A 15,699-nucleotide genomic window follows, 5' to 3' on the forward strand; every position below is an offset into this window, starting at 1 on the left:
TCTCCCCGCGGGATTAGGAGGCCGAGAACCGCGAGCGGACAAGAGAATCCGGGTGAGCGGCGTTCGCCAAAGCAAAAGACCCCGGAGGTTTCCCTCCGGGGCCTTCGCTAGATCAGCTAATCGCTGAGACGGTCGAGATTACTCGACAATTTTCGCGACGACGCCGGCGCCGACGGTGCGGCCGCCTTCGCGGATGGCGAAGCGCAGGCCCTGGTCCATGGCGATCGGGGTGATCAGCTCGACGTCCAGCTCGGCGTTGTCGCCCGGCATGATCATCTCAACGCCTTCGCGCAGCTTGATGATGCCGGTCACGTCCGTCGTGCGGAAGTAGAACTGCGGGCGGTAGTTGGTGAAGAACGGGGTGTGACGGCCGCCTTCTTCCTTGGTCAGGATGTAGGCTTCGGCCACGAACTTGGTGTGCGGCGTGATCGAACCCGGCTTGCAGAGAACCTGGCCGCGCTCGACGTCTTCACGCTTGGTGCCGCGCAGCAGCACGCCCACGTTGTCGCCGGCTTGACCTTGGTCCAGCAGCTTGCGGAACATTTCGACGCCCGTGCAGGTCGTCTTCTGAACCGGACGGATGCCGACGATCTCGACTTCCTCACCGACCTTCACGATGCCCTTCTCGACGCGGCCCGTGACCACGGTGCCGCGGCCCGAGATCGAGAACACGTCTTCGACCGGCATCAGGAACGGCAGGTCGACGGGGCGTTCCGGCTGCGGGATGTACTCGTCGACCGAGGCCATCAGCGCCAGGATCTTCTCTTCACCGATGTTGGCGTCACGGCCTTCGACCGCGGCCAGGGCCGAGCCCTTGGTGATCGGAATGTCGTCGCCCGGGAACTGGTAGGACGACAGAAGTTCGCGAACTTCCATCTCGACCAGGTCCAGCAGCTCTTCGTCGTCGACCATGTCGACCTTGTTCATGAACACGACCAGGGCCGGCACGCCGACCTGACGGGCCAGCAGGATGTGCTCGCGGGTCTGCGGCATCGGGCCGTCAGCGGCCGAAACCACCAGGATCGCGCCGTCCATCTGCGCCGCGCCCGTGATCATGTTCTTCACGTAGTCGGCGTGGCCCGGGCAGTCGACGTGGGCGTAGTGACGGTTGGCCGTCTCGTATTCCACGTGCGCCGTGTTGATCGTGATGCCGCGGGCCTTTTCTTCCGGCGCGGCGTCGATGTCGGCGTAGTTCTTGGCGGTCGCGCCGCCCGACTTCGCCAGCGTGATCGTGATCGCAGCCGTCAGCGTCGTCTTGCCGTGGTCAACGTGACCGATCGTGCCGATGTTGCAGTGCGGCTTATTACGTTCGAACTTTTCCTTAGCCATTTTTCTAGCTCCAGGACCCCAGAGGGGCCTTCAAGGTTGGTGTCTGGGGTTGGTTGTTAGGCGTACTTCTTGATCACTTCGTCGGCGACGTGTTGCGGCACCGGTTCGTAGTGGTCGTATTGCATGGTGAACTGGGCGCGGCCCTGAGACATGCCGCGCAGGGTGTTCACGTAGCCGAACATGTTGGCGAGCGGCACGAAGGCGTTCACCACCGTGGCGTTGCCGCGCATGTCCTGCCCCTGGATCATGCCGCGCCGACCGTTCAGGTCGCCGATGACCGAGCCCAGGTATTCTTCCGGCGTCACGACTTCGACGGCCATGATCGGCTCGAGCAGCTTCGGGGCGCCCTTTTCACGGAGCTCCTTGAAGGCGGCGCGCGAGGCGATTTCGAAGGCCAGGACCGAGGAGTTGACGTCGTGGTACTTGCCGTCCGTCAGGGTCGCCTTGAAGTCGATCAGCGGGAAGCCGGCCAGCAGGCCGTTGTCCTTGACCGATTCCAGACCCTTTTCGACGCCCGGGATGTATTCCTTGGGCACGGCGCCGCCGACGATGGCGCTTTCGAACACGAAGCCCGAACCCGGCTCGCCCGGTTCGAAGGTGATCATGACGCGGGCGAACTGGCCCGTACCACCGGTCTGCTTCTTGTGGGTGTAGTCGATGTCGACCTTCTTACCCAGGCTTTCACGGTAGGCCACCTGCGGCGCGCCGATGTTGGCCTCGACCTTGTAGGTGCGCTTCAGGATGTCGACCTTGATGTCCAGGTGCAGTTCACCCATGCCCTTCAGGATCGTCTGGCCCAACTCGTGGTCGGTGGAGACGGTGAAGGAGGGATCTTCAGCAGCCAGCTTGGCCAGAGCCACGCCCAGCTTTTCCTGGTCAGCCTTCGACTTCGGCTCGACCGCGATCTCGATGACCGGGGCCGGGAATTCCATGCGCTCCAGGATCACCGGCGACTTCAGCGGATCGCACAGGGTGTCGCCCGTGCGGGTTTCCTTGAGGCCGGCCAGGGCGACGATGTCGCCGGCGTAGGCTTCCTTGATGTCTTCGCGGTTGTTGGAGTGCATCAGCAGCATGCGGCCGACGCGCTCTTTCTTGTCGCGGGTCGAGTTCATCAGGGTCATGCCGGTCTCGAGCTTGCCCGAGTATATGCGGCAGAAGGTCAGCGAGCCGACGAACGGGTCGTCCATGATCTTGAACGCCAGGACCGACAGCGGCTCATCGTCCGAAGCCTTACGGACGACTTCTTCTTCGGTCTTGAAGTCGATGCCCTTGGTCGGCGGGATGTCGACCGGCGACGGCAGGTAGTCGACCACGGCGTCCAGGAGCGTTTGCACGCCCTTGTTCTTGAAGGCCGAGCCGCAGAGGATCGGATAGAAGGCGCCGGTCAGAACGGCCTTACGCAGGCACTTCTTGATGGTGGCTTCCGACGGCTCTTCGCCGCCCAGGTAAGCTTCCATCGCCTCGTCGTCCATTTCGACGGCGTTCTCGACCAGATAGGCGCGGGCTTCGACAGCCTTGTCCATCAGGTCGGCGGGGATTTCTTCGTCGCGGAAGGACGCGCCGAGACCGTCATTGTCCCAGACCACGGCCTTCATGCGGACTAGGTCCACCAGGCCCTTCAAGGCGCTTTCGGCGCCGATCGGGAATTGGATCGGCACGGCCTTGGCGCCGAGGCGGTCACGGATCGAACTCGACGGACTTGTCGAAGTCGGCGCCGATCTTGTCCATCTTGTTGACGAACACGATCCGCGGAACCTTGTACTTGTCGGCCTGGCGCCAGACGGTTTCGGTCTGCGGCTCAACACCGGCGTTGCCGTCCAGCACCGTGACGGCGCCGTCGAGCACGCGGAGCGAACGTTCGACTTCGATGGTGAAGTCCACGTGCCCGGGGGTGTCGATGATGTTCAGACGCTTGCCGTTCCAGAAAGCGGTCGTCGCGGCCGACGTGATGGTGATGCCGCGTTCCTGCTCCTGCTCCATCCAGTCCATGGTCGCGGCGCCGTCGTGGACTTCGCCGATCTTATGGGACTTGCCGGTGTAGTAGAGGATCCGCTCAGTCGTCGTCGTCTTGCCCGCGTCGATGTGGGCCATGATGCCGAAGTTGCGGTAGTCTTCGATTTTATGCGTGCGGGACATTGGGATCGCCTTGCAGAAACGGGGCGGAAAACGTGCGGCGCGGGCGGTTTATCTCAAACCGCCCGCGCCTGAAAGGGTCTGGTAAGAAAGGTTACCAGCGGTAGTGCGAGAACGCCCGGTTGGCTTCCGCCATCTTGTGGGTGTCTTCGCGCTTCTTCACGGCGGTGCCGCGGTTGTTCGAGGCGTCGAGCAGTTCGCCGGCCAGCTTCTCGGTCATAGTGTTTTCACCACGCTTGCGAGCGGCGGTCACCAGCCAACGGATGGCCAGAGCGCGACGGCGATCCGGACGGACTTCGACGGGCACCTGGTAGGTGGCGCCGCCGACCCGGCGGGAGCGGACTTCGATGGAAGGCGCGACGTTGTCGAGAGCCGAGTGGAAGGTTTCCAGGGGACCCTGGTCCTTGCGCTTGGCTTCGAGGATGTCGAAGGCGCCATAGATGATGTTTTCAGCGACGGCTTTTTTGCCTTCGTACATCACGTAGTTCATGAACTTGGTGACGACGAGATCCCCAAACTTGGGATCCGGAAGAACGTCACGTTTCTCTGCGCGGCGGCGGCGGGACATATCGGTTCTTCCTTACTTCGGACGCTTGGCGCCGTAGAGCGAACGGCGCTGCTTGCGGTCTTTGACGCCTTGCGTGTCAAGGACGCCGCGAAGGATGTGATAACGAACGCCGGGCAAATCCTTCACGCGGCCGCCGCGGATGAGCACCACCGAGTGCTCCTGCAGGTTGTGGCCTTCGCCGGGGATGTAGCAAACCGCTTCGATGCCGGTCGTCAGGCGCACCTTGGCGACCTTACGCAGAGCCGAGTTCGGCTTCTTCGGCGTCGTGGTGTAGACGCGGGTGCAAACGCCGCGGCGTTGCGGGCAGCCCTTCAGGGCGGGGACTTTGTTCCGTGCCGGCTTAGGTTGGCGCGGCTTGCGGATCAGCTGGTTGACCGTAGGCATTCTATTCCGTGCTCGTGGAGGCGTGTGCCTTTCGGCCGAGGCGCCTCGGGGGTCCTTGTTTATGGTCCGGTATTCTAGGACCCGCTGAACGCGAAAACTCGCCGGCTGCTGGGGTTCAGCGCTTCCGGCGGGCCTGGTCGTCCGTGCGGGACATCCGGTTTCTTCGGGGGAGGCGCGAGACCAGCCCTCGAAAAGAGGGCGGTTGATACTCGCGAAGGCCCATGACGTCAAGCGTTTGGGCCTTGAGCCAGTCAGCAGACGGGGGAAACAGTTAATGTGAAGTTTCCACCCGCCGTCGGCCCGACGTCAATCGAAGATGTCGAAGAGGTCGAACCCCTTCTTTTTCTTCTTCTGGCGGTAATAGTCGTCGCTGTCGTAGCGGTGGCGGCGCTCGCGGTCGTCATAGGGGTGGCTGCGCTTCCAGGCGTCCGGGTCGCGGTGGAATCCCTCCACCTCGCGTTCGAATCGCTCGCGGGCCTGGACGGCCTCGCCTTGCTCCTCGCGTCCGCCGGCCAGGATCTTCTCCAGCTCGCCGCGGTCCAGCCAGACGCCCCGGCAGGTCGGGCACATGTCCAGCTCGACGCCGGAGCGGTTCACGGCCTGCATCGAGGTGTTGCAGTTGGGGCAGAGCAGAAGCGGCATGTGGAGGGTCTCCCTTTTCCACTGATTTAGGCGCTGGCGACGCTTCCGCCATGGGCAAGGCGATTGTTTGGCCTTTCCCTCGCCCCGATTTAGCCGCTGAATCCAGGGAACCAGATTCGGTTTCGGAAGCTTGAGCATATTGGGCAGGGGCGGACGGGTCTTGGCGACACGCAGACAGGTCATCGCGACGAGGCGCCATCGCAATCGCGATGCGGCGATCTTCACCGTGTCGCTGGCCGCGCACATCGCCATCCTCGCCTGGTTCGGCAGCCATATCCCCGACGCCTACAAGCTGCCCACGCTGGAAGACCCCGCGGCCGTGGACGTGGAGCTGTTCACCCTGCCGCCGGAGCCGCCGGTTGAGCCGCTTCCCGAATTCGCCCTGCGCCCGATCGAACCCCAGGACATCCCACAGGAGACGCCCCCGCCGCCGCCCTCCGTGCCGCCGGTGGTCATGCCCCTGCCGCCACGGCCGCAGCCGCTCCCGACGCCGCCCGCGCCACAACAGCGCAGCGTGGTCGCGCCGTCGCCCCTGCCCGCGCCGCCCCGTCCGGCCCCGCCAACTCCGGCCCCGCCGCGTCCCGTCCCGCCCGCGCCGGTCCAGGCTCCGCCCTCGCCCGCCCCGCCGGCGGTCACGCCCGCGCCGCCGACCCCGGCGCCGCCGTCACCCGCGATACAGCCCTCCCCGGCCCCCGTGGCCGCGCCGCCCGCCGCCCAGCCAGCGCCGCCGCGTCCTCGCAAGGTGGACGAGGAAGCGCCCGCCGCGAACATCGCCCCCCTGCGCATGGCCCCCGTGCCCGGCCCGGCCGCTCCGCCGGCGGGCTCCGGCGCTCCGCCGTCCGGCGGCGGGGGCGGCGGCAGGGCCGGCGACTTCACGGTACGGCGAGACGGGATCGCGCCCGGTCCCCTGCCGGGCGCCGAGGGCGGCCTGCGCGCGGCCCTGCGCCGCTCCGGCGTCGGCTGCGCCAATCAGGACGCGGTGAAACTGACCAAGGCCGAGCGCGACAAGTGCCTGGAGCGGGCCGGCGCCGACCAGGCCGAGGCCACCTCGCCCTTGCTCGGCATCAACAAGGGCAAGCTCACCGCCATGGACCGCGAGAAGGCGGATAAGGACGCCTACACGACCTATCGGAACACCACGACGGGCGACTATCCGGGCCTGCGCAAGAGCTTCGGCAAGCGCCAGTAAGGCCCACTTCCGGTCAAGATTTCGCCGCGAGCCCATAGCCAAGCTTGTGCATGGGAAGACGAGGCGCCGCGACGGTGTTGCGATGGGCGACGACAGCCGTCGTCTCGCTGCTTATCCACGCCGCTCTGCTGGCCTGGCTCGGCCTGCGCGCGCCCCGGCCGCAACACAGCGTCCCCATGGATCAGGCGCTGATCGAGATGGAGCTGTCGGCCGAGATCGCCGCCCGCTTGCGCCGGGAGCCACCCGCACGAAAGGCGTCTCGCGGCCTGCGCCTTCCCGATCCCTTTATCCCCGACCCACCGACGCTCCACCTCCCGGCCCCGCCCGCGCCGAGCGCGCCGGCGCCCGAGAGCGTCGTCGTCGACCTGCGCGCGGCGCTGAAACGGGCTGGGATCGGCTGCGCCATGACCCTGAAGGGCGATGAACTGGCGGACTGCCAGGCGAGACTGGCCGCACGCACCCTGGCGCGGGGCGTGAGCCCCCTGCCAGCGACGGCGGGCGTCGCCCCCGACAAGCTCGCGCCATGGAACGCCGCTGCGGCCCGGCAGGACGCAGCCCGACGGGCCTGGGATGATGTCGGCAAGAGGCCCGGCGTTTGGAAGGACCATATCGGCAAGGAACTGCCGACTGACCGGCCGATGTCGACCAAGAACGATCCCAAGGGCTGCGTCGCCGTCGTCTGCGAGCCCTGAACGCGAAAACGGCCCGGGATCGCTCCCGGGCCGTCTCGTTTCTTCCGAAGGCTCGCGCCCGGCTTATTCGGCCGGAGCAGCCTCGTCCGCCAGGGCGATCTCAGCCGGCAGCGGCTCCATCGCCTGTTCGCGGGACGCGGCCAGGGCCTCGTCGCGCTTGGCGGCGATGCGCTGCAGGCCGCGCAGGTAGGAACCCGTGCCCGCCGGGATCAGACGACCCACGATCACGTTTTCCTTCAGGCCTTCCAGCGTGTCGGTCTTGCCGTGCACCGAGGCTTCGGTCAGCACGCGCGTCGTCTCCTGGAACGAAGCCGCGGAGATGAAGCTGCGCGTCTGCAGCGAGGCCTTGGTGATGCCGAGCAGCACCGGCTGGGTGACCGCCGGGCGGCCCTTGCGGGCTTCGGCCTTGGCGTTCTCGAGGTCGACTTCCGTCTTGTCGAGGTGGTCGCCCTTGATCAGGCCGGTGTCGCCGGGCTCGAGGATCTCGACTTTCTGCAGCATCTGGCGAACGATCACCTCGATGTGCTTGTCGTTGATCGGCACGCCCTGCAGTCGGTAGACCTCCTGGATCTCATTGACCAGGAAGTCGGCCAGCGCCTCGATGCCCTGGATGCGCAGGATATCGTGCGGATCCGGGTTGCCGTCGATGATGTACTCGCCCTTGGTCACGAAATCCCCGTCGTGGACGGCGATGTGCTTGCCCTTGGGGATCAGGAACTCGACCGGTTCGCCCTTTTCGCCATCGGCGCTTTCAGGCGTGATCTTGATCCGGCGCTTGTTCTTGTAGTCGCGGCCGAATTCGACGCGGCCGTCCATCTCGGCGATGACCGCGCAGTCCTTCGGACGGCGGGCTTCGAAGAGTTCGGCGACGCGCGGCAGACCACCGGTGATGTCCCGGGTCTTGGCGCTTTCGGTGGGGATACGGGCGATGATTTCACCCGGCTTCACCTCGTCGCCGTCGCCGACCGACAGAATGGCGCCCACCGGCAGGAGGTAACGCGCTTCGCCGCCGTTGCTCAGGCGCTTGTAGCCACCTTCGCCGTCCAGGACGCCGAGGGCCGGACGCAGGTCCGAACCACGGGTCGAGGCGCGCCAGTCGATGATCACGCGGTTGGCGATGCCCGTCGCTTCGTCGGTTTCCTCGCGGACCGAGAAGCCTTCCACCAGGTCTTCGGCGCGGATGCGGCCGCCGACTTCGGTGATGATCGGGTTGGTGTACGGGTCCCAGTCAGCGAGGCGGGCGCCGCGCTTGACCTTGTCGCCGTCCTTGACCTTCAGGCGCGCGCCGTACGGCGGCTTGTAGGACTTCGCGGTCCTTGCCGTCGACTTGCACGGTGATGGTCAGGTTGCGGCTCATGACCACCAGACCGCCATCGGGCGCCTGAACGGTGGCGCCGCCGTTGATGCGGACCACGCCGTCGTTGCTGCTTTCGAAGAACGACTGCTCGGCCACCTGGGCGGTGCCGCCGATGTGGAAGGTACGCATGGTCAGCTGGGTGCCCGGCTCACCGATCGACTGGGCGGCGATGACGCCGACAGCTTCACCGATGTTCACCGGGGTGCCGCGGGCCAGGTCACGGCCGTAGCAGTAGCCGCAGGCGCCGATCTTGGCTTCGCAGGTCAGGCCGGAGCGGACCTTCACCGACTGAACGCCAGCCGCCTCGATGGCGTCGGCCATGTTCTCGTCGACATAGGTGTCGGCCGGGCAGACCAGGTCGCCGTCCGGGCTCTTCACGTCCTCGGCCGTGAAGCGGCCCAGGATGCGCAGACCCAGCGAGACGAGCACGTCACCGCCTTCGACCACGGCCTTCAGGGTGATGCCCTTGGTCGTGCCGCAGTCTTCCTCGGTGATGATGGCGTCCTGCGCCACGTCCACCAGACGGCGGGTCAGGTAACCCGAGTTGGCGGTCTTCAGCGCGGTGTCGGCCAGACCCTTACGGGCGCCGTGGGTGGAGTTGAAGTACTCCTGAACGGTCAGGCCTTCCTTGAAGTTCGAGACGATCGGGGTCTCGATGATCTCGCCGGAGGGCTTGGCCATCAGGCCGCGCATACCGCCGAGCTGCTTCATCTGGGCTTGCGAGCCGCGGGCGCCGGAGTGGGCCATCATGTAGATGGCGTTGATTTCCTTTTCGCGGCCGCTCTCGTCCTTATGCTTCATCTGAAGCTCGGCCATCATCTCGTCAGCGACGCGATCGGTGGCCTTGGCCCAGGCGTCGACGACCTTGTTGTACTTCTCACCCTTGGTGATCAGGCCGTCGGCGTACTGCTGCTCATACTCTTCAGCCAGCGTGCGGGTTTCGGCGACGATCGCCTCCTTCCGCTTCGGGATGATGATGTCGTCCTTGCCGAACGAGATGCCGGCCTTGGCGGCTTCCTTGAAGCCCAGGCCCATCAGCTGGTCGGCGAAGATCACCGTCGCCTTCTGACCGCAGTGGCGATAGACCACGTCGATCAGGTTGCCGATCTCCTTCTTGGTGAGCGGCTTTTCGATCAGCTTGTGGCCGATCGCGGCGTTGCGCGGCAGCAGAGCGGCGATCTTCATCCGGCCCGGGGTGGTGTCGATCACCTTGGTGGTGACCTGGCCTTCCGGGTTCATCTCGGTGAAGCGCGCTTTGATCTTCGAGTGCAGGCTGACGACCTTGGCGTCCAGCGCCAACTCGATCTCACCCAGGTTGCCGAAGATCTTGCCTTCGCCCGGCTCGCCTTCGCGAGACATGGACAGGTAGTACAGGCCCAGGACGATGTCCTGCGACGGCACGATGATCGGGCGACCGTTGGCCGGCGACAGGATGTTGTTCGTCGACATCATCAGGACGCGCGCTTCCAGCTGGGCCTCGAGGCTCAGCGGGACGTGCACGGCCATCTGGTCGCCGTCGAAGTCAGCGTTGAAGGCGGCGCAGACCAGCGGGTGCAGCTGGATGGCCTTGCCTTCGATCAGCTTGGGCTCGAACGCCTGGATGCCCAGACGGTGAAGCGTCGGCGCGCGGTTCAGCAGAACCGGGTGCTCGCGGATCACCTCTTCGAGGATGTCCCACACCTGCGGCTGTTCGCGCTCGACCATGCGCTTGGACTGCTTGACGGTGCCCGACAGGCCCTTGGCGTCCAGACGCGCGTAGATGAACGGCTTGAACAGCTCCAGCGCCATCTTCTTGGGCAGGCCGCACTCGTGCAGCTTCAGCTCCGGGCCCACCACGATGACCGAACGGCCCGAGTAGTCGACGCGCTTGCCGAGCAGGTTCTGACGGAAGCGACCCTGCTTGCCCTTCAGCATGTCGGCCAGCGACTTCAGCGGACGCTTGTTGGCGCCCGTGATCACGCGGCCGCGGCGGCCGTTGTCGAACAGGGCGTCCACCAACTCCTGCAGCATCCGCTTTTCGTTGCGAATGATGATGTCGGGGGCGCGAAGCTCGATCAGGCGCTTCAGGCGGTTGTTACGGTTGATGACCCGGCGATACAGGTCGTTCAGGTCGGACGTGGCGAAGCGGCCGCCGTCCAGCGGCACCAGCGGGCGCAGCTCGGGCGGGATCACCGGCACCACGGTGAGCACCATCCACTCGGGACGGTTGCCGCTCTCCATGAACGCTTCGATGATCTTCAGGCGCTTGGACGCCTTCTTTTGCTTCATTTCCGAAGGCGTGCCGGCCAGCTCCTCGCGGAGACGCTCGGCTTCCTTTTCCAGGTCGATGGCCTTCAGCAGGCCCTGGACCGCCTCGGCGCCGATCTCGGCGGTGAAGCTGTCGTCGCCGAACTCGTCCTGGCAGCGGATGTAGTCGTCTTCCGACAGCAGCTGGTGCTGCTTCAGCGAGGTCAGGCCCGGCTCGGTGACGATGTAGTATTCGAAGTACAGGACGCGCTCGATGTCCTTCAGCGGCATGTCGAGCATCAGGGCGATACGCGACGGCAGCGACTTCAGGAACCAGATGTGCGCGACGGGCGAGGCCAGCTCGATGTGGCCCATGCGCTCACGGCGAACGCGGGCGAGGGTGACTTCCACGCCGCACTTTTCGCAGATGATGCCCTTGTACTTCATGCGCTTGTACTTGCCGCACAAGCACTCGTAGTCCTTCGTCGGGCCGAAGATGCGGGCGCAGAACAGGCCGTCGCGCTCCGGCTTGAAGGTCCGGTAGTTGATGGTCTCGGGCTTCTTGATCTCGCCGAACGACCACGAACGGATCTTCTCCGGCGAGGCGAGCGAGATGCGGATCTGGTCGAAGGTCGGAGCGGCCTGGACCGGATTGAAGATGTTCAGGACTTCCTGGTTCATCTTGGTTCCTTCTGCGGGATCGTCCCGCGAAAATTCTGGGTGGAGAGGGCGATCAGGTCCCCTCCCCCGCCGAGGCGAGGGAGGGCCTGTTTGATCAGCTGTTCTCCAGCTCCACGTTCAGGCCCAGCGAGCGCATTTCCTTGACCAGCACGTTGAAGCTTTCGGGGATGCCCGCTTCGAACGTGTCGTCACCGCGCACGATGAACTCGTAGACCTTGGTACGGCCGGCCACGTCGTCCGACTTCACCGTCAGCATTTCCTGCAGGGTGTAGGCGGCGCCGTAAGCTTCCAGAGCCCACACCTCCATTTCCCCGAAGCGCTGACCGCCGAACTGCGCCTTACCGCCCAGCGGCTGCTGGGTGACGAGCGAGTACGGGCCGATGGAGCGGGCGTGGATCTTGTCGTCGACCAGGTGGTGCAGCTTCAGCATGTAGATGTAGCCGACCGTGACCGGACGCTTGAACTGCTCCCCGGTCTGGCCATCGAACAGGATCGACTGACCCGACGGGTTGAGGCCCGCCATGGACAGGTGATCCTCGATGTCGCTGATGTGGGCGCCGTCGAAGACCGGGGTCGCGAAGGGCACGCCCTTGGAGAGGTTGCGGGCCAGTTCGACCAGCTCTTCTTCCGTTTCGGGCAGGTCTTCGTGCTCGCCGTAGATCTCGCCAAGGCGCTTCTGCAGCTCAGCCTTCTGACCACCGTGCTGCCAGGCTTCCAGCAGACCAGCGATCTGCTTGCCGAGGCCGGCGGCGGCCCAACCCAGGTGGGTTTCGAAGATCTGACCGACGTTCATGCGCGAAGGCACGCCCAGCGGGTTCAGCACGACGTCGACGGCGGTGCCGTCTTCCAGGTGCGGCATGTCTTCGATCGGCAGGATCTTGGAGATGACGCCCTTGTTGCCGTGACGGCCGGCCATCTTGTCGCCCGGCTGAAGCTTGCGCTTCACGGCCACGAAGACCTTGACCATCTTCATGACGCCCGGGGGCAGTTCGTCGCCGCGCTGCAGCTTGTCGACCTTGTCCTCGAAGCGACGGTCCAGGCGCTTGCGGGCTTCGTCGAACTGACGGCGCATGGCCTCCAGCTCACCCATGGCCTTTTCGTCGTCGAGCGCGATCTGCCACCACAGGCCCGGCTGGATCTCGGCCAGCTTGTCGGCGGTGACCTCGCCGCGGCTCAGGCCCTTGGGACCCGAGACGGCGGTCTTGCCGACGATCAGCTCGCGCAGACGCGCGGTCATGTTGCGGTTCAGGATCGCGAACTCGTCGTCGCGGTCCTTGCCCAGACGGTCGATCTCGGCGCGTTCGATGGCGAGCGCGCGCTCGTCCTTGTCGACGCCGTGACGGTTGAAGACGCGCACTTCCACGATGGTGCCGGCGACGCCCGGGGGCAGGCGCAGGCTAGTGTCGCGGACGTCGGAAGCCTTTTCACCGAAGATGGCGCGCAGGAGCTTTTCTTCCGGCGTCATCGGGCTTTCGCCCTTCGGCGTGACCTTGCCGACCAGGATGTCGCCCGGCTGCACTTCCGCGCCGATCGCCACGATGCCGGCTTCGTCGAGGTTGCGCAGGGCTTCTTCACCCACGTTCGGGATGTCGCGCGTGATCTCTTCCGGACCAAGCTTCGTATCGCGGGCCATGACCTCGAATTCCTCGATGTGGATCGAGGTGAACACGTCGTCGCGAACGATGCGTTCGGAGATCAGGATGGAGTCTTCGAAGTTGTAGCCGTTCCAGGGCATGAACGCGACGAGCGCGTTGCGGCCCAGGGCCAGTTCGCCCAGCTCGGTCGACGGACCGTCGGCGATGATGTCGCCGGCGTTGATCTTGTCGCCCACACGGACCAGCGGACGCTGGTTGATGCAGGTGTTCTGGTTCGAACGCTGGAACTTCGACAGGCGGTAGATGTCGACGCCCGGCTTGTTCGGGTCCTGCTCCTGGGTGGCGCGGATGACGATACGCGTGCCGTCGATCTGCTCGACGACGCCGGTACGACGAGCGACCACGACGGCGCCGGAGTCACGCGCCACGACGCCTTCCATGCCGGTGCCCACGAGCGGGGCGTCCGACTGGACGAGCGGCACGGCCTGACGCTGCATGTTCGAGCCCATGAGGGCGCGGTTGGCGTCATCGTTCTCGAGGAACGGGATCAGGGCCGCGGCGACCGAGACGACCTGCTTCGGCGACACGTCCATCAGGTCGACGTTCTCCTTTTGCAGGAGGGTCGGTTCACCATTGATACGGCCGGGGACCAGGTCCTCGACGATCGCGCCTTCGGTCAGCTTGATGTTGGCCTGGGCGATGACGTGCTTCGCCTCTTCCATGGCCGACATGTAGACGACCTCTTCCTGCTGCTTGCCGTCGACCACGCGACGGTATGGGCTTTCGATGAAGCCGTACTTGTTCACGCGGGCGTGGGTCGCCAGAGAGTTGATCAGACCGATGTTCGGGCCTTCCGGCGTTTCAATCGGGCAGATGCGGCCGTAGTGGGTCGGGTGCACGTCGCGCACTTCGAAGCCGGCGCGCTCGCGGGTCAGACCGCCCGGGCCAAGCGCCGACAGACGGCGCTTGTGGGTGATTTCCGACAGCGGGTTCGTCTGGTCCATGAACTGCGACAGCTGCGAGGAGCCGAAGAATTCGCGGACGGCGGCGGCGGCCGGCTTGGCGTTGATCAGGTCGTGCGGCATGACCGTGTCGATATCGACCGAGCTCATGCGTTCCTTGATCGCGCGCTCCATGCGGAGCAGGCCGACGCGGTACTGGTTTTCGAGCAGCTCGCCGACCGAACGGACACGGCGGTTGCCGAGGTTGTCGATGTCGTCGATTTCGCCGCGGCCGTCACGCAGACCGACCAGCAGCTTCAGGACGGCCAGGACGTCTTCCTTGCGCAGGACGCGCATCTCGTCGGAAGCGTCCAGCTCCAGGCGCATGTTCATCTTCACGCGGCCGACCGAGGACAGGTCGTAGCGCTCGCTGTCGAAGAACAGCGACTTGAACATGGCTTCGGCCGCTTCAACGGTGGGCGGCTCGCCCGGACGCATGACGCGGTAGATGTCGAACAGCGCGTCTTCGCGCAGGGTGTTCTTGTCCACGCGCAGGGTGTTGCGCATGTAGGCGCCGACCGTGACGTGGTCGATGTCGAGCACGTCGATGGTCGAGAAGCCTTGCTCGGCCAGGGCCTCGATGGCGGCCGGGTCCAGCTCGTCGCCGGCTTCGGCGTAGATTTCGCCGGTCGAGAAGTTGACCGCGTCGCGCGCCAGGTAACGGCCCGTCAGGGCTTCCGGAGCCAGCAGCAGGGTGTTCAGGCCGGCGTCGGCGAACTTCTTTGCGTTACGGGCGCTGATCTTCTGGCCAGCCGGAGCCACTTCCTCGCCGGTATCGGCGTTGATCAGGGCGAATTCCGGCTTCACGCCGCGCCAGCGTTCCGGCTTGTACGGGGTGGCCCAGCCGCCTTCACGCTTCTCGAAGGGAACGACGTCGTAGAAGGTCGTCAGGATCTCTTCGCCGTCCATGCCCAGGGCATAGAGGAAGGTCGTGGCCGGCAGCTTCCGGCGACGGTCGATACGGACGTAGACGATGTCCTTGGCGTCGAATTCGAAGTCGAGCCACGAGCCGCGGTACGGGATCACGCGGGCGGCGAACAGCAGCTTGCCCGAGGCGTGGGTCTTGCCCTTGTCGTGGTCGAAGAACACGCCCGGCGAACGGTGCATCTGCGAGACGATGACGCGCTCGGTGCCGTTGACGATGAACGTGCCCTTGTCCGTCATGAGCGGGATGTCGCCCATGTAGACGTCCTGCTCCTTGATGTCCTTGACGGAGCGGGCGCCGGTTTCTTCTTCCGTTTCGAAGACGATCAGGCGGAGCTTGACCTTCAGCGGCGCCGCGAAGGTCATGTCGCGCTGGATGCACTCTTCGACGTCGTACTTGGGCTCTTCGAATTCGTACGAGACGTATTCGAGCACCGAGCGCTCGTTGAAGTCCTTGATCGGGAACACCGACTTGAAGACGGCCTCGATCCCCTCGTCGCGACGCTGACCGCTATAGGTCTCGCGCTGCAGGAATTGTTCGTAGGAGGACCGCTGAACCTCGATGAGGTTCGGCATCTGCACGGCTTCGGGGATGCGGCCGAAAGACTTCCGGATCCGCTTCTTGCCGGTGAACGATTGCGCCATTGATGTTCCCTGTGGGCCCGGAACGGAATCCGGGCTTCGGCTTTTTGTCGGTGTGTCCACCCTCGTCGCCCTTTCGGGAGACGGACACGTGACAAAGCCCTTTTATTTCAAAGGGCTCCCCTTCGCAGCGGTCAGAGGGTCAGGACCGCGCCTCGGGGCTGAAACGACCAAAGGACCTGCGCGCCAGACGCACCTGTCCCCATCGAATCTTGTTTGAAGCACGCGGATATAGTCCGCCAGAGGGGATAAGCCAAGAGGCTATCCACAGAATCCTGATGGATTCCGGGTCGCCGAGACGGCGCTTTCCGACGCGGGGAACTTACGCTTAAGTCC

At 65.2% G+C, this 15,699-nt stretch carries 7 protein-coding genes and 2 pseudogenes; 2 read left to right on the forward strand and 7 right to left on the reverse strand.

Annotated elements, in window-relative coordinates; genetic code table 11:
* Positions 1-138 precede the first annotated feature (138 nt).
* From tuf to ABOZ73_RS04540, 5 genes and pseudogenes are all read right to left on the reverse strand, one after another.
* On the reverse strand, positions 139-1,329 hold the full coding sequence (tuf, locus tag ABOZ73_RS04520; protein ID WP_369059302.1) for an elongation factor Tu: 1,191 nt from the start codon (positions 1,327-1,329) through the stop codon (positions 139-141).
* Positions 1,330-1,385: 56 nt separating this feature from the next.
* Positions 1,386-3,465, reverse strand: a pseudogene (fusA, locus tag ABOZ73_RS04525) (elongation factor G).
* A gap of 91 nt (positions 3,466-3,556) precedes the next feature.
* Positions 3,557-4,030, reverse strand: a complete 474-nt coding sequence (gene rpsG / locus ABOZ73_RS04530; protein ID WP_269716105.1) for a 30S ribosomal protein S7 — start codon at positions 4,028-4,030, stop codon at positions 3,557-3,559.
* A 12-nt stretch (positions 4,031-4,042) separates the two neighbouring features.
* Positions 4,043-4,414, reverse strand: a complete 372-nt coding sequence (gene rpsL, locus ABOZ73_RS04535; RefSeq protein WP_269716104.1) for a 30S ribosomal protein S12 — start codon at positions 4,412-4,414, stop codon at positions 4,043-4,045.
* Positions 4,415-4,720: 306 nt separating this feature from the next.
* The gene (locus ABOZ73_RS04540; RefSeq protein ID WP_369061070.1) at positions 4,721-5,056 is read right to left on the reverse strand and encodes a zf-TFIIB domain-containing protein; all 336 of its coding nucleotides are present in this window, start codon (positions 5,054-5,056) and stop codon (positions 4,721-4,723) included.
* A gap of 160 nt (positions 5,057-5,216) precedes the next feature.
* On the opposite strand from ABOZ73_RS04540, the gene ABOZ73_RS04545 reads away from it, so the two are divergent.
* Complete coding sequence (locus ABOZ73_RS04545) at positions 5,217-6,245, forward strand: hypothetical protein (protein ID WP_369061072.1); 1,029 nt, start codon at positions 5,217-5,219, stop codon at positions 6,243-6,245.
* A gap of 50 nt (positions 6,246-6,295) precedes the next feature.
* A complete protein-coding gene (locus ABOZ73_RS04550) occupies positions 6,296-6,937 on the forward strand; it encodes a hypothetical protein (protein ID WP_369061073.1) in 642 nt (213 codons plus the stop codon).
* A 63-nt stretch (positions 6,938-7,000) separates the two neighbouring features.
* Here the strand turns inward: ABOZ73_RS04550 and rpoC are convergent.
* Together rpoC and rpoB are read right to left on the reverse strand one after the other, a co-directional pair.
* Positions 7,001-11,201: pseudogene (rpoC, locus tag ABOZ73_RS04555) on the reverse strand (DNA-directed RNA polymerase subunit beta').
* A gap of 94 nt (positions 11,202-11,295) precedes the next feature.
* A complete protein-coding gene (gene rpoB, locus ABOZ73_RS04560; RefSeq protein ID WP_369061074.1) occupies positions 11,296-15,366 on the reverse strand; it encodes a DNA-directed RNA polymerase subunit beta in 4,071 nt (1,356 codons plus the stop codon).
* Positions 15,367-15,699 lie beyond the last annotated feature (333 nt).

Origin of the sequence: Caulobacter sp. 73W, assembly GCF_041021955.1 — a bacterium.
In the GTDB taxonomy this organism is placed as follows: Bacteria; Pseudomonadota; Alphaproteobacteria; order Caulobacterales; family Caulobacteraceae; genus Caulobacter.

What these genes read in the sequence shown, in the direction of transcription:
- ABOZ73_RS04540 (WP_369061070.1), bottom strand. Translation starts at nt 5,056, where the DNA reads ATGCCGCTTCTGCTCTGCCCCAACTGCAACACCTCGATGCAGGCCGTG.
- rpsL (WP_269716104.1), bottom strand. Translation starts at nt 4,414, where the DNA reads ATGCCTACGGTCAACCAGCTGATCCGCAAGCCGCGCCAACCTAAGCCG.
- tuf (WP_369059302.1), bottom strand. Translation starts at nt 1,329, where the DNA reads ATGGCTAAGGAAAAGTTCGAACGTAATAAGCCGCACTGCAACATCGGC.
- rpoB (WP_369061074.1), bottom strand. Translation starts at nt 15,366, where the DNA reads ATGGCGCAATCGTTCACCGGCAAGAAGCGGATCCGGAAGTCTTTCGGC.
- ABOZ73_RS04550 (WP_369061073.1), top strand. Translation starts at nt 6,296, where the DNA reads ATGGGAAGACGAGGCGCCGCGACGGTGTTGCGATGGGCGACGACAGCC.
- rpsG (WP_269716105.1), bottom strand. Translation starts at nt 4,030, where the DNA reads ATGTCCCGCCGCCGCCGCGCAGAGAAACGTGACGTTCTTCCGGATCCC.